A 19,326-nucleotide genomic window follows, 5' to 3' on the forward strand; every position below is an offset into this window, starting at 1 on the left:
TCCTGTATAAGCGGCTCTGCGCTGATTAAGTTTCTGCGAAGTATTCCCGCATCAATTTCGATTTGATCTTTGCCTCGGCGAACGACGCCTCCAACGCATCGCGGTTCATTCGCTTCAACTCGCCTGTCTTAAACCCGAAATGCAGCATCAACCGCTCGTACTCAAGATTCAACGTCGTATTCGAGACCGTCGTGTTGTCCGTGTTTACGGTAACGGCAATGCCTTCGTCGTAATACCTTCGGATCGGGTGCGTTTCCCATGCCGATGCGGCCTTCGTCTGAATATTGCTGCTCAGGCACATCTCCAGCGCGATCCGGTGCTCTCTGACATATCGCAATAAGCTGCGGTCCTGCTCCAGCCTTACGCCGTGCCCGATCCGGCGGGCGTGCAGGCCGAAGACGGCGCTCCGGATGCTGTCCGCCCCCGTGGCTTCGCCCGCATGAATCGTAATCGGAATGTCGAGCCGGAACGCCGCCTCGAAGACGGGCTGGTGCAGCAGCGGCGGATACCCAGCTTCGTCACCGGCCAGGTCGATGCCAACAACCCCTTTGCCCAAAAAGGCTTGCGCCAGCTCGAGCACCTGCCAGCTCATGGCAATCGGATGATTGCGCAGACATATCAAAATGAGGCGGGCTACCGTTCCGAAAGCCTGTTCTCCGGCTTTCATGCCGTCAAGCACCGCCGATACAGCCTCCTCCGGCGACAACCCTTGCCCGACATGCAGCAGCGGAGCGAAGCGGATTTCGATATATTTGACGTTCGTCTTTGCAGCGTCCTCTACCGCTTCATAGGCGGCGCGCTTCAGGTTCACAGCGGTCTGAAGCAGCTGCGCGGGCAATCGGAACTTTTCCAAATATTCGGCTAGACTGGTGCAATCGTCGGCGACGTTCAGAAGCGGCAGCAGCTCTTCCTCGCCGCCAGGAAGGTGCAAGCCGGCTACGGCCGCAAAAGCTCGAACCGTAGACGGCCGCAGTCCCCCATCAAGGTGATAGTGAAGCTCCACCTTGGGAAGCTGCTGAATCTCCGTAATTGTCGTTGTCGTTGTCGTGGTTGTGGTAGTTGTCGTTGTCGTTGTCGTTGTCGTTGTCGTTGTCCCGGCCGTCATCATACGTGGTTTGCTCTCTTCGATTCTGCTTTAGCAAGCTTCCGCTTTTTCACTTTCGCTTCGGTCACCGCATACACGACCAAGCCGATGACCGTTGTCACATAAGGCGTCGTCCCGACCAGCTCGGCCGGTATTTTCAACACCTGCAGCGCATTGGCCAGCGCGTCCGCCGCGCCGAACAGCATGGAAGACAAGAAGGTGCCGATCGTCGTGCTGCGCCCGACCGCTTCCGCCGCGAGGCCGATCCAACCCCTGCCGGCAGTCATGTCGCGCGTAAAGAGCGACAAATACCCCATTGACATATAAGCGCCGCCGAGTGACGCGAAAAATCCGCTGATCAGGAGGGATACGAACTGCACCCGGTTGACCCGAACGCCAACCGATTGGGCGGCATGCGGATTTTCGCCGACGGAGCGGATTTGCAGGCCAAGCGGCGTTTTCGCCAGCAAATAGTAAAGCCCGGCCACGCACGCCAACGATACATAGGTGAGCACGTTATGTCCCGACAGGATCGGGCCCAGAACCGGAATATCCTGCAAGAGCGGAATGTGAACGGAAGGCAGTACTGCGCTCTTGAGCGAGGTCGAAGCCCCTTTATCCCCGCTGACCAAATACAGAATAAACACGGTGCCGCCGGACGCGAACATATTGACCGCGATACCGCCGAGAATAATGTGAGTCTTGAACTTCAGCGTAAAAAAACCAAGCAAAGCCGCAATCCCGACGCCGGCAATCACGGCGACAAGCAATCCGACCCAAGCGCTTCCCGTATAAGCGCTCACAATAACGCCGGTTAACGCGGAGACGAGCATCGTCCCCTCGAGACCGATGTTGACGATGCCGGCTTTATTTGAAATCAAGGCGCCGAGCGCGGCGAACAAAATCGGCGTCATAACGCGAAGAACGGAAAAAGCGAAGTCCGTCGACAACAAAATATCGAAAAAGTTACTCACGGACGCCCGCCTCCTTCAGCAGCATCCGGGTTTTCCAGAACTTCAGGAACTGCTCCGCGGAAATAAGCAAAATAATAACCGCTTGAATAATCGAGATCATTTCCGAAGGCACATCGGACATGCGCGCCATCAAGTCGGCGCCGATCCGAATATAAGCCAGGAACAAGGATGCTCCAATTACGGAGAGCGGATTGTTTTTGGCAAGCAGCGCGACCAAAGCTCCGTCCAATCCGTAGCCGGGCAAGGAGGTCCACTGGAACCGGGTGTACATGCCGAGCACTTCGACCGATCCGCCCATGCCGGCCAGGAAACCCGCGATCAGGTGCACCGCGATGATGACCTTCGTCGTGTTGATGCCGGAATATTCGGCGAAGGAGCGGTTCGAGCCCGTCATCCGAAGCTCGTAGCCCCATTTGGTTTTATACATGTAATAATGAACGGCAAAAATGCACAGCAGCGCCAGGATCAGCCCCGTATGAATGCGCGTCCCGGGCACGATGTGATCCAGCAAGGCGGTCTTCTGCAGCTTGTACGAAGCGTTGGCGAACGCTTGCGGATCCCGCAGCTTGTAGTTGAGCAGGTATAATCCGACGCCGAACAGGATGCTGTTGAACATGAGTGAGGTGACGAGCTCGTTCACGTTCCATTTGGCCTTGAAGTAACCCGGAATTGCGGACAGCAAGGCACCGGTGATCCCTCCGGCGAGAATCGCCACGACCGGGTGCAGCCAATGGCTCAAGGTGAAATGAATCGCGATCGTCGATGCGACGATGCCGGCGAAATAAAACAGTCCTTCCGCGCCGAGATTGAACAAATTCGTCCGGAACAGCAGCACGACGGATAAACCGGTAAACATGAGCGGAATCGACATTTCGATCACATTGCCGATATGCGACACCGAAGAAACGGGCTCGAACAAGAAAACAGATATCGTTCGCACAGGATCTTTGCTGACGATCGCAATGATCAGAAACGTCAGCAGCAAAGCAATGAGAATGACCGCAACCGTCCGGATTTTCTCGAAATGTGCCGCTCTAAACATGAATAGCCCTCCTTACTTCCGCTTCGCTTTGTACGTTGAGGCCTAACATCGCGAAGCCGAGATCTTCTTCCGTCACTTGCCCCGCGTCCGGATAATACGCGACGAATTGTCCGTTATACATGACGAGCAGGCTGTCGCTCACTTCCAATATTTCATTCAAATCAGCCGACAACAGCAAAATGGCGCAGCCTTCCTCCCGCATTTGCAGCAGTCTCTGATGGATCAACTGAGCCGCGCCGATATCGACGCCCCTCGTCGGCTGCTCGGCGATGAGCAATTTCGGGCTAGCCTCGCATTCCCTCGCGACGACGACCTTCTGCATATTGCCGCCGGACAGCATGCCAATCGGCTGCGCCGGACCTTTGCAGCGAACTTTGTAGCGATCGATCTGGTCTTCGGCAAACTTGCCGATTTTTTTCTTGTTCAAAAACAATCCTTTATTCCATTCCTTCATCCTGTAAAACATGGAGATCAGATTGTCCGAGATGCTGGCCTCTTTGGCCACCCCTTGCCGCATCCGGTCTTCCGGGATATACGACACGCCCAAATCGCGGATTTGCTTGATCGAATGCCCGAGGATGACTTGATCGCCGACCGTGACCGTTCCTTGGGCGCCGGGCAGGCCGCCCGTCAGCGCTTTGACAAGCTCCGCTTGCCCGTTGCCTTCGACGCCCGCGATGCCGACGATTTCACCTTCGCGAATCGTAAATCCGATGCTCTGAAGAAGCGGCTTCCGATCTTCGTTCACGTACGAAAGATTGTCCACCCGAAGGACCGCCGAGCCGGGCATGCGGGTTCTTTTGTCATATTTCAGCACGACGTCCCTGCCGACCATCAGCCGCGATATTTCCTGCTCGGACACGTGCGCCGTCTCGTATACGCCTTCCGTCTTGCCGCTGCGCATGATCGTAATCCGGTCGCAAATTTCTTTGACTTCCTTCAGCTTGTGGGAAATAAACACGATCGTATGCCCTTCGCGCTTCAGCGTCTTCAGCTCCCGGAACAGCTCCTCGGTTTCTTGCGGCGTCAGCACCGCCGTCGGTTCGTCGAGAATTAAAATTTTGGCGCCGCGAATGAGCACCTTCAAAATTTCGACCTTCTGCTTCATGCCGACGGACAAATCCTCGACCTTCGCGAGCGGATCGATCGCGAGATTGTATTTGGCGGACAGCTCCTCCGTCATTCGGACGGCTTCCTTATAGTTGATGTTGAAGCCCCTTGTCGGCTCCATGCCGAGAATGATATTTTGCACTACAGTAAACGAAGGGACGAGCATGAAATGCTGATGCACCATGCCGATGCCACTGTCGATCGCATCCTGCGGCGACGCAAACCGCACCTTGCGGCCGGCCAGCAGCATTTCGCCTTCGCTCGGCTCTTCCATGCCGAAAATCATCTTCATGAGCGTCGATTTGCCGGCGCCGTTTTCGCCGACGATCGCGTGGATTTCGCCCTCGGCGAGCGCAAAGTTCACGCCCGAATTCGCGACGACGCCGTTCGGATACACCTTCGTAATGTTTCGCATTTCCAACAAAGGAGTGGACTCCATAACGCGATATCTCCTTTCTTCCGCATGGCGGAACATTGGGAAGGGGATTCCCGGCTTGCAGAATCCCCCTTGCAACTGAATTATGGTTTGACAGACTGGCGGATTTCCTCGATCTTGGCGGTATCCATGCCCATCGCGTTGCTGACCTTGATTTCGCCCGAGGCAAGCTTTTTCTTAAGCTCTTCGATTTTCGTCTTGATCTGTTCCGGAAGAACGCTGTTGTAAACGTCATTCTCGGCAAGGCCTACCCCGTCTTGCTGAAGGCCGGCAACTTGCAGGCTTCCGGTTGCCAGCTTGTCTTCTTTGGCTTGCTTAACCGCGTTAAAGATCACTTCGTCGATTTTTTTGATCGCTGACGTCACAATCAGGTTCGCCTTTTCATCGTCGGTTCCTTGCATCATGGCCGATTGATCGGAGTCTACGCCGATCGCGTATTTTTTCTGCTCCTTGGCGGCGTCGAAAACGCCGAGTCCCGTTCCGCCGGCCACGTTGAATACGACGTCCACACCGGACTTGTATTGAAGCAGCGAAAGCTCTTTGCCTTTACCCGGATTCGCGAAGTCCCCGGCGTAAGAAATCGCGACTTTGATGTCCGGCACGACGTATTTGGCGCCTTCGATGTAGCCGATTAGGAATGCGTTGATGCCCGGAATGTCCATGCCGCCGAGAAAACCGATTTTTTTGTCCGGATTCGCGTTCGGCAAATCGGAGGTCGACACCAGTGCCGCCGTCGCCCCGGCCAAGAAAGATACCTCGTTCGTCGCGTACGATACGGCATAAACGTTCGATGCGGCTTCTTGAATGTCCGTATCGTAGTTAATGAACTTCTTGTCGGGATATTTCTCGGCCGTTGCGTTCATCAGCTCCGTAATTTGCGAGCCGCCGGAAATGATCACGTCCCAATCCTGAGAAGCGACGTCGTTGAACGTCGGTTCCCATTTCGTCTGGTCCGCGCCCATCTCGATCACTTTCGTTTCCGCGCCCAGCGTTTGTTTTACTTTGTTCAATCCCGCGTTGGCCGCGTCGAAAAACGATTTGTCGCCCAGCGTGCCCGGTACAAGCAGCACGACCTTAAAGGCGTCACCGTTATTTGCCGAGCCGGCATTTGATCCGGCGTTGTTGTCGGCAGGCGCGTTTTTGGAGCAAGCGGTTACAAAAACGATAACCATTAAAAAGAGCATGCTTAACGCTTTTTTCATATTGACCCGATCCCTCGTTTCATCGATTTGGAATGATCGGCGACAGCCGTCCATTATTATGATTCGGCTGCCGCTGTGATATAATCGTAGCAAAACACCGTGCATTTTTTTATCCGGATTCGGTCAACATTATTATAGGATTCGGCTAGGATGGAGGTTCGCCTTGAACTCGCTGGACTTTCTGTTTTATTCCAAACGCAAAACGAACAAGTATATTCCGCTGCATGAGCATGATTGCTACGAATTGGTATATTATTTCGGCGGATCGGGCGAGTCGCGAATCGGCTCCAAAATGTTCGCCTTCGGCGACAACCGGTTTGCCGTCATTTCGCCCGGAACGATTCATGACGAGCGGCACAATGCCGAAGGCGACGTGTTGTTCATCGGCTTCCATAGCGATAGTGAGGGGCTGCAAAATATCGACGCCGTGCTGGATGATGACGAAGGCCGCATTCGACCGTTGATCCTGCGCATGAACGAAGAATTTGCGGCCAAAAGGCCCTCTTACACCGAGATGCTCAACTTTATGACCGGTGAACTGGTTATTCAAATCGAACGATTGACGGCGACGAAAAAATCCGAGGAACCGTCATTAAGCCAACTGCAATATGTACGAAATTATTTGGACGAGCATTATAGGCAAAAAATTTCGGTCGAATCGCTCGCCAAAATGTCGGGCTACAGCTATGACCGGTTCCGCCATCTGTTCAAAGAAAAATACGGCATTGCGCCGCTGCAGTATATTTTCAAGAAACGGCTGGAATACGCGAAGCTCATGCTGTATGAAACGAACGAACAAGTTTCGGAAATTGCGCTGACGTCCGGGTTTTCCAGCGAGGCCCAATTTTGCAGCATGTTCAAGCGCGAAACGGGCACGACGGCTAAGGCGTTCCGGCAGCGATCGAAACGTTAAGGGGATTTAACGGAACGGCCTCCTACGTAGAATTGTTTGCCGTATTTGATCAAAACATGCATTGGCAGCCAGCTCTAACTAATTGATCGCATAAAAAAACGTTTTCTTTTTTGTAATCAAATCGTAATGTTGTTTTCATCTTCCGTTAATGAAACGGGCCTATAATAAAAGTCGACCCCCCTTTTTTAATATATAAACTATTAAGACCTACAACCGTTACGGATTGTAGGTCTCTTTCTGTCTACAGCTATAAATGCCGCTGCAGGAAAGGAAGCACATGCTCCCAGAATCGCGGGTCGGTCTCGGAGCTGCTGTGGCCTTCGCTGTCGACGAATAGATGCTCGGGCGGATTCGTAACCCGCTTCAGGACGTAATCCAATTCGGCCCGCGGAATGTAGTCGTCGCCCCGCGAATGGATCATGAGCACAGGCGTATTTTTGCGGTTGTTCAGCGCGGCGACGACCGTATTGCGCCGGAATTCGCCGGCGGAAATGCGGGAGCGGACGAGCCAGATGCGCGGGATCGCGTATGCGAGCGGGAAATGCGGGAAGCGATGGCGGTTCAGCTCGGCCTTCACCATCGTCTCCATATGTACGGGCATCGAGTCGGTGACGATCGCTCGTACCGGGACACCTTGGAGCAACGAGAGCACCGAGCCGAAGGCGCCAAGCGAATGGCCCAGTAAGGCGATGCGGTTCGGATCGACGACAGGACGGCTTCTCGCATATTCGACTGCCGCGATCACGTCGTCACGGAACGAGAGGCCGGACGGCGCATCCATTGCTTCGCTGTCTCCGTGCGACCGCGCGTCGTACATGAGGACGTTATATCCCGCATCGATCAGCGGCGCTGTGTAGCGGAGTACGCGGTACCGGCTCGAGTTCCATCCATGCGCAACGATGACCGTCGGCCGGTTCGCGCCATGCTTGCTCGGAATAAACCAACCGGCCAAGCTATGGCCTTGGCTCGGGAACGCGATTTCTTCATAAGGGGCTTGCGGCTTGGCATCGCTAACCCTCCGTTTCGGCGTCTGCGCTTTGGCCGCGATTTTCCAGACAAGCGCACAAACGGCTAAGATGATTGCAACGGCAACGACGGCAACAATGATCCATGTAATGATGACGGTTCGCCTCCTGTGACGAGGATTTAGTACGTTGTACAGCTTCTATTATTGTAGTTTGTTTTCGGAGACGATACAACGAACCTAGGGGGGTGTAGGGTGCAGCCGGACATGAAAAGCATCGCTTTCATATTTCATTCCGGGTTGGTGGGTTGGCGGTCCTGTCTGTGGATGAAAGTAACCATAACGCTTCGTTTAGATCCGTGGGGACGGCGGATTGACTAGGCGTAATCCAGATAATTCGAAGTGGGTATACGGCTGCATCCGGGACTCGAATCGCGATGACGTATCAATCCAAGGCCTCGTCTCATTGTACTGCATACAATAGAATCACCCTGAATCATCGAAAACAAAACATTTCATTGTAAAACGTACAATGGGAATCACGTCATTTCACGTAAAACAGCGGGTAGAGAGGTTCCCAATTGTACAAAGTACAATAGAATGTATCAAACGAGCACAATACCCAATATCCATTGTACAAAATACAATGAATGAGCGTGGGCCGATTCTACAGCAAATCCATAGCAAGCAAAACCGGGCTCCTTATCCAGGAACCCGGTTTATTTAGCTTACTAGTATGATGAATCAGCTTAATTATTCATACCGCAAAACAACCCCGAACGCGGATGAAGCATCACGTTTCAGCATTTCATACGCCTCGACGGCATCGCCAAGCGCAATTTCGTGCGTGATCATCGGCTCGATCGCGAGGCGCCCGCTCTCCACATTGCGGACAAACTCCACCATGTTGCGGCCTTCCGTCCAGCGCACGTACGATTTCGGATAATCGATGCAATCCTCCTCGTATTGCCTGTCATAGCGGCCCGGACCGGCTCCCCGGGCGATGACGAAATCGGCTTCCTTCGCGAAGAACAAGTCACGCGAAAACTCGATCGGCACGTTGCCGATCAAGGCGAAAGTGCCGCGAAACGCCAGATGCGCCATGCACGTTTCGATCAGCTTAGAAGACGTCGCGTGTGCGACAAGCGCGATGCTGTCGAAGCCGTGGCCGTCCGTGTATGCGGCGATTCGGGCCGCCAGCTCCGGATCGTCGGCGCGGAAGACGTCCTTCACGCCGCAGGCGGACGCAAGCTGAAGCCGCTCGTCCTTCATGTCGGTGGCGAATACGCGGTAGTTGGCCCGGTCGCCCAGCTGCGCGATCAGCAGGCCCAGCACGCCGAGGCCGGCTACCCATACGGTTTCGCCGAACTGCCTGCCGAGTCTGCGCACGCTATGTATGGCCACCGACCCCAGCCCGACGAATGAAGCCGTCCGCAGCGATTCCGGCCCGCTCAGTTTCGCGCAGAGCACTTCAGGGACGGACAAATACTCCGCATGATAGACGTACGGCCCGCCATAAATGGCGACGTAATCTCCCGGCTTCAGTCCTTCCACCGCGGTGCCAACCTCCTCGACGACTCCGGCGGCGCTGTACCCAAGCGCGAAACCGTCCGGTATATTCGGATTGGCTAGCAGACCAAGCTCGGTCCCCGGGCTGATCGAAGAATATTTCACCTTCACGAGCACGCGTTTCGGATGTTCCCCTACGGAAGGAACCGGACGGTCCTCAAGGCGTACGCCGCCTTGGGAAGTGACGATCGTTTTCATGTTTGTTCTCCTCTTTTGGCTTCATGTTATAGTAATCTCGTAAAAAGAGTCTGCGGCTGTAGAGAATAACTGCAATTGTACATTCTTTTGTCAGTCGATTGTCTGCGGTGGGGCGATTGCTGCAAAAATACATCTATTTCACGCACCCGGCTCCAATTGGGTAGCATGAAGCGCCAACAGATGCACATTCGCACTTATTTGCTGCAATTGGACGTTTGTCGCGCTTAAAAACTGCACTTTTGCAGCTATCTTCATATCAACGAATAAGATCGAAAGACGATACGTCCTCTACAATCCATCGGCCACTTGTTCCCCGCCGGGCTGCTGTAAATATTATCTAGTCCATTGCCGGAGTGCCGGTCGGTACCTCTTTCTATTACTCGCACCCCGCATTCGGCTAGGAAACAGCTGCTTAAAATGGCTAAACTAAATCTGCCATATCCCAGCCGACTGCTAACGAAGTACACCCATCATCTTGGTCACACGCCATGCATCATTTTACTCGTTCGAATCTCCCTGATCATACGCACCATCCTGAACGTCCGCATCGTCTTGATCATAAACCTCGTTTTGATCGTATGCGTCATTCCGTTCACCCGCAACCGGCTCATCCGCATCCAGCCCATACGCGTCATCCTGACCGTACGCTCCCAGCGCTTGCGCGTTCGATCCTTTGTACTTGCCTTTGATGTACTCGTAAGTGCGATCGTACACCTCGCGCGCCTCCGGCACTTGCGATTGCGCCGCTTTCCATAACGTTTTGACCTGCTGATAGAAGGCACTGTACGATTTCTTCATATAATTGTGCGTTACGCCGGCATCCAAATACGCATAATAGCGGGCCCTAAGGTTCGCATCCGTCAACACCGCGTCGTTCATCTCGATTTCGACGCCCATGCCGTTATCGTAGGCAGCCTCTGCGATCGTGTCGACGCGTTCGGCGGTCGCGTTCGCATGGAACATGTAGTTCGGCTGCATCACGGCCGAGTCGAACCCATTGTCCTTCCAATCATTCCAGCCCCGGGCAAAATAATACGGGATCCACTGGAACGTAGCGCCCTTCGAGCGAACGTAATCGCCGGTTTGCTTCACAAGCTCGTGGTCGAGCGCGCTTAATTGATGCGCAATGTATTCATTATACCAGTAGAAGGAAACGAGACTCAGATCGCTGTAGTTTTCGGCATTCCAGCGGCGGTACACTTCATCGACGAACCACTTGGTCACCTTCAGCCGGTTTTGCAGCGCCGCCGCTTCGCCGACCTCTTTCGCGTTCAAGTTTTCGCTGACGCCGTCGCCGTCCACGTCGCCGAAATCGCTCTGGTCCGTGCGCGGATACGGAATGGCGATGACAACCTTCGCCTCGTAATTTTTTCTCGGCAGATCGGTTTTCGCTTCCTTCACCGCTTCGTTAAGCGCACCCAGCTCATAGTCGTCGCGGAACAGCCGGTCGAGAAACTTCTCGAAATGCGCTTTATTCGTCGGCTTGCCCGTCGTCGGCCCGTAATTGGCCCCGTCCATCAGAGGAGCATACGGCATGAACAAAAACCCGTCGAACATATAGTCTTTGCGGTTCATGCCGGAATCCATATACGACACATACGGCTTAAAGTCCTCTTTGGTGAACGAAATCCAGTCGCTCGGCTGGTACTGCCACTCTCCCGTGTAGATGAGCACTTCGTCGTGGATGCCCGCCGTTTGCGCGGAGCCCGGGCGCGGGTACCCTTTATCCGGCTTCGGGTCATTCGTCGCTTTCAGCTTCGCGCCCGACTTGTCGCGCGTGCCCAGCACTTCGATTTCATCCATGAACAGCCACGTTTCCACCGGGATTTGCAGCGTCACGTAACGGGCGACGGTGTTCACGCCGGTCTTGGCGATCGTTTGCTTCATCGGGCCTTTTTCCGTTGTCGGTACCGCGCTTGGCACCTTGCCGAGGTCCTTCCAATGCTTGCCGTCATCCGAAATCGAATACGAAATTTCTTCCGGGAAAAAGATGCCGCTCGGCAAATCCTGCAGCGTGCTGACCCGGATCTCCTGAATCGTCGCAAGCTCCCCAAGGTCCAGCTTGAACGTGCGATAGCCTTGCCACAGCCTGCCGACATACGCTTTGTCCGAAAAGGACAGGCTGCCGAATACGCCATCGGTCAGCTGCATCCCGGTATCGTCGGCATGCGTCTGCTCCGTCGGCTTGAAATGGGCGTCAACCGGATACGGCGTCTCTAGCGTATAGGCTTTGTTCAAAGCCAAATTTTCCAAAGATGCGGTCGCTTGCGCTTCCCCGGCCACCGTCGCTTGCGCGGATGCTGCAGGGATAAGCGCACCTCCCCCCAGAACGATCGCGAATAAGGCGGCGGTCATATTCCATCTTTTCTTCATAAGGACTTTCCCTCCGTTGGGTTCGAATAGGTTTGATTCGTTCACCTCATGGATTTCATGTCTCACTTGAAGCCGGTCAGCGTAATGCCTTGAATGAATTGCTTCTGCACGAAGAAATAAAGCGCGATAATCGGCACGGTGAACAGCGTCGCGGCAGCCATGAGCAGCCCCCACGAAACTTTGTATTCCCCGATGAACGACCGGAGGCCGATGGATAACGTCCACTTTTCCGGATCGTTCAAATAGATGAGCGGTCCCAAAAAGTCGCCCCAAGCGTGAAGGAACGTGAACAGGGCAACCGTAAATAACGCCGGACGGGACAAGGGCAATATGATTTGCCAGTAGATGCGAAATTCGGATGCGCCGTCGATTTTGGAAGACTCCGTCAGCTCGTAAGGAATGTTCATAAAAAACTGGCGAAGCAAAAAGATATAAAACGCCGCGCCAAAAAAGTTCGGCAAAATGAGCGGCCAATACGAATCGAGCATGCCCATTTGGTTGAAGAGGACGTACACCGGCACCATCGTTACCTGAAACGGCAGGATCATCGTCCCCATCATGACGAAGAATAGGAAATCCCGGCCGCGGAAAGCGATACGGGAAAAACCGTACGCCACGAGTGGGGAAGCGAGCAACTGTCCGACCACCGACAAAATACATACGAAAAGCGTGTTGAACGTATAGCGCAAAAAAGGAATCGTCTGTACCGCTTGCACATAGTTCGTCCACTGCACTTCGTCCGGCCACCATACCGTCGGCACGGCGGAAATTTCCTGCTCCGTCTTGATGGAGGTTAACACCAGCCAGACAAACGGCGCAAGGAACATCAGTCCGACCAAAGCCAATACGAGATGCGGCAATACCGTTTTGCGAAAATAGTGCTTGTCGCGCCGTTTCCGGGTTCCGGCTCCGGCCGGGGCCGTCAGCGTCTGTGCCATTACCGCTCACCTCCGTAATATACCCAGCGGGCCGACGAGCGGAAAATGACCAGCGTCAAGCCGAGTACGATAACGAATAAAATCCACGCCATGCTGGAGGCGTATCCCATGTTCAAAAACGAAAACGCGTTTTGGTACAAATAGATCGCATAAAACAGCAGCGAATTTTCCGGGCCGCCGACCGATTGGGACGCTTCCGCAAAAATAAGCCCTTGCGTGAAAAATTGAAACGAGCCGATCAAGCCGTTAATGAGCAAAAACAGCGTCACCGGGGAGATCGCCGGCAGTGTGATGTGCCGAAACCGGCTCCAAGCACCCGCCCCGTCGATTTCCGCCGCCTCGTAATACACCTTCGGCACGTCCTGCAATGCGGCGAGGTACATGACCGTCGTCGTGCCGGTGCCCCAGAACCCCATCAGTACGATCGCGGGCTTCGTCCACGCCGGGTCTACGAGCCAATTCGGCTCAATAAGCCCGAGACCCGCCAACAGTTTGTTGACGAGGCCGTATTGCGCATTCAGCAGCCACATCCATAGCAGCGAGCTGGCTACCGCCGGCACGAGCGTCGGCAGGAAATAAATCGTCCGGTATAACGACTGGCCCCGTACGCTCATGTTCAGCAGCATCGCCATCCCGAGTGCAAACGCAAGGTGCGGCAGCAAGCCGAACAACGTAATATAGACCGTGTTGTAGAGCGATAAATAAAATTTACTGTCACCGAACAGCTTCACATAATTATCCAAGCCAACCCATACGGGCGGCTGGAACAAATTATATTCCGATAAGCTGTAATAAAATGACATCACAATGGGATACAACTGAAATATCAGGAATCCCGCGATCCATGGGCTGATGAACAGAAGTCCCGTTACCAAGGCTTTGTTCCGCCGCTGCCGGATGCCGGCTGTGGTGGGGGTTGCGGTACGCGCCACTCCGCCTCACTCCTTCGAGCTGAATGTTGATGTGGTGGGGACGGCGGCGCGTCCCCAGACGATTACTTGCTGAAGGCTTTGTCCGCGAGCGGCTGGATTTTCTCCACGACGCGATCCATCGCCGCCTGCGGCGTTTCCTGTCCTTTCAACGCTTTCTCCGTTTCCTCCGTCAGCGCCTGCAAATATTCGTTGATGTAGACACTGTTCGGGAAACCTTGAAGCGTCTTGCTCTTTGCCCTGTCGTAGAAGTCAAGCATGGTGGTCAGCTTCTCATCCTTGCGCAGCTTCGGATCGTCCAGCGCGGACAGCAAGCTCGGAATCGTTTTGGAATCGATCGAGAAGTCCACTTGCGACTCTTGGCCGATCAAATATTGCATGAACTCCCACGCCTCCTCCGGATGCGGTGCCTTCTTCGGAATAAACACGGCGCGCGGTCCGACGATGCCGGAGCCTTTCAATTCCGGATGATCCGCCGGATACGGGAACGGTGCGATGCCGATCGGGCCGTCAGGCTTGCGTTCTTCGGAGAAGTTATATTCCCAGCCGATCATCATCGCAAGCTTGCCGGTGAGCAGCGGATCGTTCGGCGTTCCGCGCTGCCCCATGCCGGAGCGGAATTTGCCGATTTGGTCGATGCCGAATTCCTCGTAGAACTTGCGCTGGTAAGCAATCGATTTGACGTTCGCCTCTTGGTTCGCCGTCAGCTTCCCGGTGTCGTCGACCCAATTGCCGCCAAAAATAATCGGCCAGAACACGTTGTCGATCCACGGATAATCCGGGATGAACCCGATTTGCGTAATCGTATCGCCGTCGCGCTTCGTCAGCTTCTTCGCGTCTTCGAACAATTGCTCCAGCGTTTCCGGCGGGCTCGTTATGCCTGCGTCCTGGAACGCTTTTTTGTTGTACATCAGCGTGCTTGCCATACTGACCGTGAACGGCAGTGCGTAGTATTGGCCGCCTACCTTCATCCGTTCGAGCGCAGCGGGAATAAAGTTCCCCGTATCGAGCTTGCTTTTTGCGATATTGTCGTCGAGCGACAGTACCGCGCCGGCATGCGCCCACGGACCGATGTTATTCCAATACGTCAGCGCGACGTCAGGCGGATTGCCTCCGGAAATCGCCGTCAGCTGCTTCGTCGCGTCCTGATTGCCCAGCACCTTCACCGTAATGCGATCCTGGCTTTTGTTGAACGCATCCACCCGCGCCGTGATCGGGCCGGAGTCTTTATCCGACCAGACGTGCCAGAACGTGATTTCCACTTTTTCATTGGATTTCCCGGACCCCCCGGAACAACCGACAAGCCCAACCATGAAAGTCAACACAAATGAAGTCATGACGATACCCGCTTTTTTAAACGATCCCATACCTTGCACCTCCATCTTCTCAGTTGCTTCCTCTTCTCCAACCCAAGCTTTCGGTAGCTCATCTCTCTGCGATCGAATGAAAGGCAAATCACCTCCTTTCATGGCATGGCATTATCCTATCTGCCGAACGAAATTGCACGATACGGAACGATGTAGAAAATAGATAAATAATACTATTTTGTTTAAATTTCACAACAAAAATCGATAAAAATCCACCCCCGATACATTGGATTGTAAAATTTTTTCGGAAAATGCTTCGTATATTCAATTAGGTTTCACTTGAATCCTCCGATAACTTGTCGGCTTGCCGCTTCGTTTAATCTGCGGCGTATTGTTGTAGTTTGGCCTCGGACATCCGGCAGCCGATGCCGGCGCCTTCCGGCAGGTCGACCTCTCCTGCGCGAATCGGCCAGTCTCCCTCCACGGGATCGTCCGCCAGGAACATTGGGCCGTTCAAATCGACCGGTTCCTTCAGCTCCAAATATCGGAACAAATGCGCCGAAGCGACCAGCCCGAGCTTCGATTCCGTCAGCCCGCCGCCGAGCAAGCCGAGCCCGCTTTCCCGCGCGATTTCCCCGCACAGCTTCGCGCCGCGGAACCCGCCCATCTTCGTCAGCTTGATGACGATCGTATCGCACGCTTCGCTTCGCAGCGCTTCGAGCACGCCGCTCGGCGACCAGACGCTTTCGTCCAGCGCGATGGGGATGGACACTTTGCGGCGCAGCTCGGCATGGCCGATAAGCTGGCTTGCCGGCAGCGGCTGCTCGAGCACGTCGACGCCGATGCGCTCGAGCGCCTTGGCGAGCGGAATCGCCTGCGCAAGACGGTAAGCCTGGTTTGCGTCGACGCGGAAAAACAGGTTCGGCGCTTCTTGTTTTACCGCGGCCACAATATCCAGATCGGCGGCCGGATTCAGGCCGATCTTCACGTCGACGCCGGCATAACCTCCGGCGACGGCCTCGCGCGCTTTGCGGGCGGCTTCCTGCGGATTGTCCGTGCTGATCAGATACGACAGGCGGACCGGATGGGCGGAGCCCGATTGCCAAAGCGCGGCGATCGGCAGCCCATGGCTTGCGGCGATCAAATCGTGCAGCGCCACGTCGACGGCTGCTTTGGCGATCGGTTGCCCCGGGTGAGTACCCCCGGCAATTTCGCGGTTCATCAGCCGGTGAATGGCCGCCAGATCGTCGGCACGCTGGCCGAGCAGCGCAGGCTTCAAATAATTCGCAACCGTGGTGCATACCGATTCCGGCGTTTCGTAGCTCCAGCGTGGGCTCGGCCGCGCTTCCCCCCATCCGACGGCGCCGTTGTCGCCCGTAATGCGGACATATACGTGCGGAGCTCCGACGGATACTTCGCCCACCGTCCCTTGGGAGATGCGAAACGATTGCTTCATCGGCAGCCGGGTCGGGAATACGTCAATTGCGGTAATGCGGATCATGGTGGACCTCCTTGAGTAGCCATTGTTAATTTCGAAAAAAAAGGTTTACGTATATGAAAAATTTATATATAATGTCGTTAATTTACATATTGAATAATTTGCGAATGATCGAAAATGATGCGAAGAGAGGGATATTATTGAAACCGATTACAGGCACATGGTTTGATTTTTACCACTGCAATCCGTACGAAGGCGACACGTGGAATGCGGCGACGCAGCAGTTCACGGCTCACGATTGGGAGTTGAAAATGACGGAGATGGCGGAAGCCGGCATGGATACGTTCGTACTGCTAAGCGTGGCGCTGCACGGCAAAGCATTTTATCCGTCGGAAGTGATGCCTTTGCGATGGGACACCGTTTGCCCCGATCCGCTCGAAGCGGTTCTAGCCGCCGGAGATAAGCTGAACGTGTCGCTATACCTCGGACTCGGCTTCTTTACAACGCCGATTATGGGCCATCTCTCCACTGAAGGCGATTATTCCGGCCTGCGTCTCGACATTGCAAGGGAGCTGGCGGACAAATACGGCCACCACCCTTCCTTCGCCGGATGGTATTTCCCGGTCGAAGCGGCGATCCGCGATTATTATCCGGAGCCGTACATCGCTTACGCGAACGACCTGGCGAATCTGTGCCGCAAGATCGGACCGGACAAGGTGCTGATCGCCCCGTACGGGACGCGCTCGGTCAAGGCCGACGACAAGTTCGTGGGGCAACTTCGCTCCCTTGAGGTCGATTACATCGCCTACCAGGACGAGATCGGCGTCAACCGGACCTCCCTTGAAGAGGTGGAACGCACCTTTGCCGGCTTGCGCGAAGCGCACGATCGGGCGGGCAAGCCGCTGTGGGCCGATGTCGAGCTGTTCCGCTTTCAAGGCAAAGTGCTATATCCGCCCGCATTCGAGCGAATTGAGCAACAGCTGCGGACGGTATCGCCGCTCGTGGACAAAGTGCTCGGCTACCAGTATCTCGGGATGATGAACAAGCCGGGCAGCCCGGTTCACGCGGGACATCCGTCGTCCGTCAAGCTGTACGAGGATTACATGGCTTTCCTTGACCGTAACGGCCTGCGTTCGTCGCGGTAGATGCCGCAGCCAGTAGATAGCATCCTCGCACTGCGCGCTGTCCCAGCGCGCAGTGTGGCGTTGCATGCTGCTGTACCGGATATGCATACGGCAGACCGCATGGGATTAGTGTGTCAGCGTTCCTTATGGCAGGCCGCATACGATTAAAATGCCACGTTCCGTACGGCAAAAATAATGTTGCACCGGGTACAACTTCCTTCCATTGAGCCGGTCTGCCGAGCCTAATTGTTGTACACCGTGCAGGAATTTGGCGATAATCGTGACTTTTTGGCCTCTATTCCTGCATGAAATACAACAATAACGCATAATCGACGGGTTCCCTTTGCAAATTGTTGTACCGGATGCAACTTTCGCGCCGTTCATCGTTCATCGGTCAAGTTCAATCCGGCTACTTCCGATTGAAAAGGGGTACGAATTGGCTTCATTCCGTTCAGCCTTTTTAGTAGGTTATGTTAGCTAACAAATATAACCGCCATTCTAACAACCTCGTAAGATACGCCGCTTTGGAACCTTAGCCTTCCTTTCACGGTATTGTTTCGCCTATTTATATACTGTCTTGAGACTCGGCATCGCTTAGCGCCATGGACGCCAGCGTGCCGGCGAACGTCGCCGCTTTGCGGAAGGTCGTGCTGACCGGCGCTCTTTCCGGGTCGCGCTGCAGCCCTTGCGGCGTGAATACGGACCAACCCTCGCGCTGCAGTCTCTCGTTCAAAGCATTCAACCTTCCTGCCGCATAGTCTCGCGCTTCGGGAATGTGCGCATACCGGGTGAACGCAAGGTCGATCTCCCATACGTTGCTCCAATCCCTGCACCACCACGGCGCTTCATTGCCGTCATGCGGGCCTTCCTTCATCGAAGCGAGCATTCGCCGCACGGCTGCTTCCGCGACTTCGTTCCACTGCTGCCGAAGTCCCGGCGGAAGCAGCGGCAGCGCCGTGGCCGCAAAAGCGACAATGATGCCCTGATAGCTGACGCTGTTGCCCATGACAACATTGCCGTTCCAATCCTCGATATACGGCCACCAATCGGGTTCATGCCTTCCGAATCGGTCGATCAAATGCCGGAACGTAAGAGCCGTTTGCTCCAACAGCTTTTCATGGCCGTTAAGTTCGTACGCCCGTGCGAACGTATGGGCTGCGTACATATCTCCGTTAAGCACATCGTGTTGGCGTGCGTTCGGATTTTTATAGACGGCCCCTGGCTGCTCCGACGCGACTTCTGCAAGCAAATAATTGGCGGAACATATTAGGCTTTCCTTTGCCTCCGTAGAATCCGCATAGCGGGACAGCAAATATAGACTGTTCGCTACGGCCCCGATCTCGGCGATATCCACAGTCTCCTGATCGCCGTGCTTCACATAATAGGGCTGCCCGAACGCTCCGTCGGGCCGCTGGCGGAGAAGCACATTTTTCGCCAGTCCCGAAGCGACGGAGAGCCCGTCACCCCCATGCAGGCGATGATCCAATACGAAGAATGCGGCGACCTGACCCGTTGTGCAGCAGCTCGCCAAGGCGCCGAGCTCGTCGTCCCGGATGCCTAGACTTCCGTCGGCTTGTTGCTCCAGCAGCCGGGTAAAATGCGGCTTTAATTGTTGAACCAATGATGAAGCGATGGAATCCATAGCTTTTTCTCCCCTGATTGCTTATTGACATCAGATTGCTTTTTCTCCACTGATTGCTTTGCACCTCTGTATTATCGGCAATG

At 54.8% G+C, this 19,326-nt stretch carries 16 protein-coding genes; 3 read left to right on the forward strand and 13 right to left on the reverse strand.

The features are described 5' to 3' along the window. Positions 1 to 25: 25 nt before the first annotated feature. The 5 genes from add to AC0LWM_RS11485 form a co-directional block, all read right to left on the reverse strand. Positions 26 to 1,108 (reverse strand): adenosine deaminase, encoded by a 1,083-nt coding sequence (add, locus tag AC0LWM_RS11465; protein ID WP_474675067.1) that lies wholly within the window; start codon positions 1,106 to 1,108, stop codon positions 26 to 28. Then, positions 1,105 to 2,058: an ABC transporter permease gene (locus tag AC0LWM_RS11470; protein ID WP_474675068.1), complete on the reverse strand. Its 954-nt coding sequence runs from the start codon at positions 2,056 to 2,058 to the stop codon at positions 1,105 to 1,107. The genes add and AC0LWM_RS11470 overlap by 4 nt, the downstream gene beginning before the upstream one ends. Continuing rightward, complete coding sequence (locus AC0LWM_RS11475) at positions 2,051 to 3,100, reverse strand: ABC transporter permease (protein WP_474675069.1); 1,050 nt, start codon at positions 3,098 to 3,100, stop codon at positions 2,051 to 2,053. The genes AC0LWM_RS11470 and AC0LWM_RS11475 overlap by 8 nt, the downstream gene beginning before the upstream one ends. Then, a complete protein-coding gene (locus AC0LWM_RS11480; protein WP_474675112.1) occupies positions 3,093 to 4,625 on the reverse strand; it encodes an ABC transporter ATP-binding protein in 1,533 nt (510 codons plus the stop codon). The genes AC0LWM_RS11475 and AC0LWM_RS11480 overlap by 8 nt, the downstream gene beginning before the upstream one ends. A gap of 104 nt (positions 4,626 to 4,729) precedes the next feature. Then, entirely contained in the window at positions 4,730 to 5,848 is a 1,119-nt protein-coding gene (locus AC0LWM_RS11485; protein ID WP_474675070.1) for a BMP family ABC transporter substrate-binding protein, read from the reverse strand. 163 nt (positions 5,849 to 6,011) lie between these two features. Here AC0LWM_RS11485 and AC0LWM_RS11490 point away from each other — a divergent pair, with 163 nt between their 5' ends. Next, positions 6,012 to 6,761: a helix-turn-helix domain-containing protein gene (locus AC0LWM_RS11490; RefSeq protein ID WP_474675071.1), complete on the forward strand. Its 750-nt coding sequence runs from the start codon at positions 6,012 to 6,014 to the stop codon at positions 6,759 to 6,761. A gap of 247 nt (positions 6,762 to 7,008) precedes the next feature. Here the strand turns inward: AC0LWM_RS11490 and AC0LWM_RS11495 are convergent, their stop codons facing one another. Continuing rightward, positions 7,009 to 7,713 carry an alpha/beta hydrolase gene (locus tag AC0LWM_RS11495; RefSeq protein WP_474675072.1) on the reverse strand — a complete coding sequence of 235 codons (705 nt, stop codon included), beginning with the start codon at positions 7,711 to 7,713 and terminating at the stop codon, positions 7,009 to 7,011. 49 nt (positions 7,714 to 7,762) lie between these two features. Here AC0LWM_RS11495 and AC0LWM_RS11500 point away from each other — a divergent pair, with 49 nt between their 5' ends. Beyond that, positions 7,763 to 7,900: a hypothetical protein gene (locus tag AC0LWM_RS11500; protein WP_474675073.1), complete on the forward strand. Its 138-nt coding sequence runs from the start codon at positions 7,763 to 7,765 to the stop codon at positions 7,898 to 7,900. A gap of 578 nt (positions 7,901 to 8,478) precedes the next feature. On the opposite strand, the gene AC0LWM_RS11505 is transcribed toward AC0LWM_RS11500, so the two are convergent. From AC0LWM_RS11505 to AC0LWM_RS11530, 6 genes are all read right to left on the reverse strand, one after another. Further along, positions 8,479 to 9,492 (reverse strand): zinc-dependent alcohol dehydrogenase, encoded by a 1,014-nt coding sequence (locus AC0LWM_RS11505; RefSeq protein ID WP_474675074.1) that lies wholly within the window; start codon positions 9,490 to 9,492, stop codon positions 8,479 to 8,481. Positions 9,493 to 9,990: 498 nt separating this feature from the next. Next, entirely contained in the window at positions 9,991 to 11,865 is a 1,875-nt protein-coding gene (locus tag AC0LWM_RS11510) for a DUF4855 domain-containing protein (RefSeq protein WP_474675075.1), read from the reverse strand. A 62-nt stretch (positions 11,866 to 11,927) separates the two neighbouring features. Further along, positions 11,928 to 12,803, reverse strand: coding sequence for a carbohydrate ABC transporter permease (locus tag AC0LWM_RS11515; RefSeq protein ID WP_474675076.1), 876 nt, complete (start codon positions 12,801 to 12,803; stop codon positions 11,928 to 11,930). Further along, complete coding sequence (locus AC0LWM_RS11520) at positions 12,803 to 13,735, reverse strand: carbohydrate ABC transporter permease (protein ID WP_474675077.1); 933 nt, start codon at positions 13,733 to 13,735, stop codon at positions 12,803 to 12,805. The genes AC0LWM_RS11515 and AC0LWM_RS11520 overlap by 1 nt, the downstream gene beginning before the upstream one ends. 62 nt (positions 13,736 to 13,797) lie before the next feature. Then, positions 13,798 to 15,099 (reverse strand): ABC transporter substrate-binding protein, encoded by a 1,302-nt coding sequence (locus AC0LWM_RS11525; RefSeq protein ID WP_474675078.1) that lies wholly within the window; start codon positions 15,097 to 15,099, stop codon positions 13,798 to 13,800. Between the two features lie 316 nt (positions 15,100 to 15,415). Next, positions 15,416 to 16,540 (reverse strand): mandelate racemase/muconate lactonizing enzyme family protein, encoded by a 1,125-nt coding sequence (locus AC0LWM_RS11530; RefSeq protein ID WP_474675079.1) that lies wholly within the window; start codon positions 16,538 to 16,540, stop codon positions 15,416 to 15,418. A 137-nt stretch (positions 16,541 to 16,677) separates the two neighbouring features. Between AC0LWM_RS11530 and AC0LWM_RS11535 the strand changes: the two genes are divergently transcribed. Then, complete coding sequence (locus AC0LWM_RS11535) at positions 16,678 to 17,622, forward strand: DUF4434 domain-containing protein (RefSeq protein WP_474675080.1); 945 nt, start codon at positions 16,678 to 16,680, stop codon at positions 17,620 to 17,622. Between the two features lie 544 nt (positions 17,623 to 18,166). Here the strand turns inward: AC0LWM_RS11535 and AC0LWM_RS11540 are convergent. After that, the gene (locus AC0LWM_RS11540) at positions 18,167 to 19,243 is read right to left on the reverse strand and encodes a hypothetical protein (RefSeq protein ID WP_474675081.1); all 1,077 of its coding nucleotides are present in this window, start codon (positions 19,241 to 19,243) and stop codon (positions 18,167 to 18,169) included. Positions 19,244 to 19,326: the final 83 nt, after the last annotated feature.

This window comes from Paenibacillus sp. sgz302148 (assembly GCF_056120465.1).

What these genes read in the sequence shown, in the direction of transcription:
- add (WP_474675067.1), bottom strand. Translation starts at nt 1,108, where the DNA reads ATGATGACGGCCGGGACAACGACAACGACAACGACAACGACAACGACA.
- AC0LWM_RS11475 (WP_474675069.1), bottom strand. Translation starts at nt 3,100, where the DNA reads ATGTTTAGAGCGGCACATTTCGAGAAAATCCGGACGGTTGCGGTCATT.
- AC0LWM_RS11480 (WP_474675112.1), bottom strand. Translation starts at nt 4,625, where the DNA reads ATGCGAAACATTACGAAGGTGTATCCGAACGGCGTCGTCGCGAATTCG.
- AC0LWM_RS11485 (WP_474675070.1), bottom strand. Translation starts at nt 5,848, where the DNA reads ATGAAAAAAGCGTTAAGCATGCTCTTTTTAATGGTTATCGTTTTTGTA.
- AC0LWM_RS11505 (WP_474675074.1), bottom strand. Translation starts at nt 9,492, where the DNA reads ATGAAAACGATCGTCACTTCCCAAGGCGGCGTACGCCTTGAGGACCGT.
- AC0LWM_RS11510 (WP_474675075.1), bottom strand. Translation starts at nt 11,865, where the DNA reads ATGAAGAAAAGATGGAATATGACCGCCGCCTTATTCGCGATCGTTCTG.
- AC0LWM_RS11515 (WP_474675076.1), bottom strand. Translation starts at nt 12,803, where the DNA reads ATGGCACAGACGCTGACGGCCCCGGCCGGAGCCGGAACCCGGAAACGG.
- AC0LWM_RS11525 (WP_474675078.1), bottom strand. Translation starts at nt 15,099, where the DNA reads ATGGGATCGTTTAAAAAAGCGGGTATCGTCATGACTTCATTTGTGTTG.
- AC0LWM_RS11530 (WP_474675079.1), bottom strand. Translation starts at nt 16,540, where the DNA reads ATGATCCGCATTACCGCAATTGACGTATTCCCGACCCGGCTGCCGATG.
- AC0LWM_RS11540 (WP_474675081.1), bottom strand. Translation starts at nt 19,243, where the DNA reads ATGGATTCCATCGCTTCATCATTGGTTCAACAATTAAAGCCGCATTTT.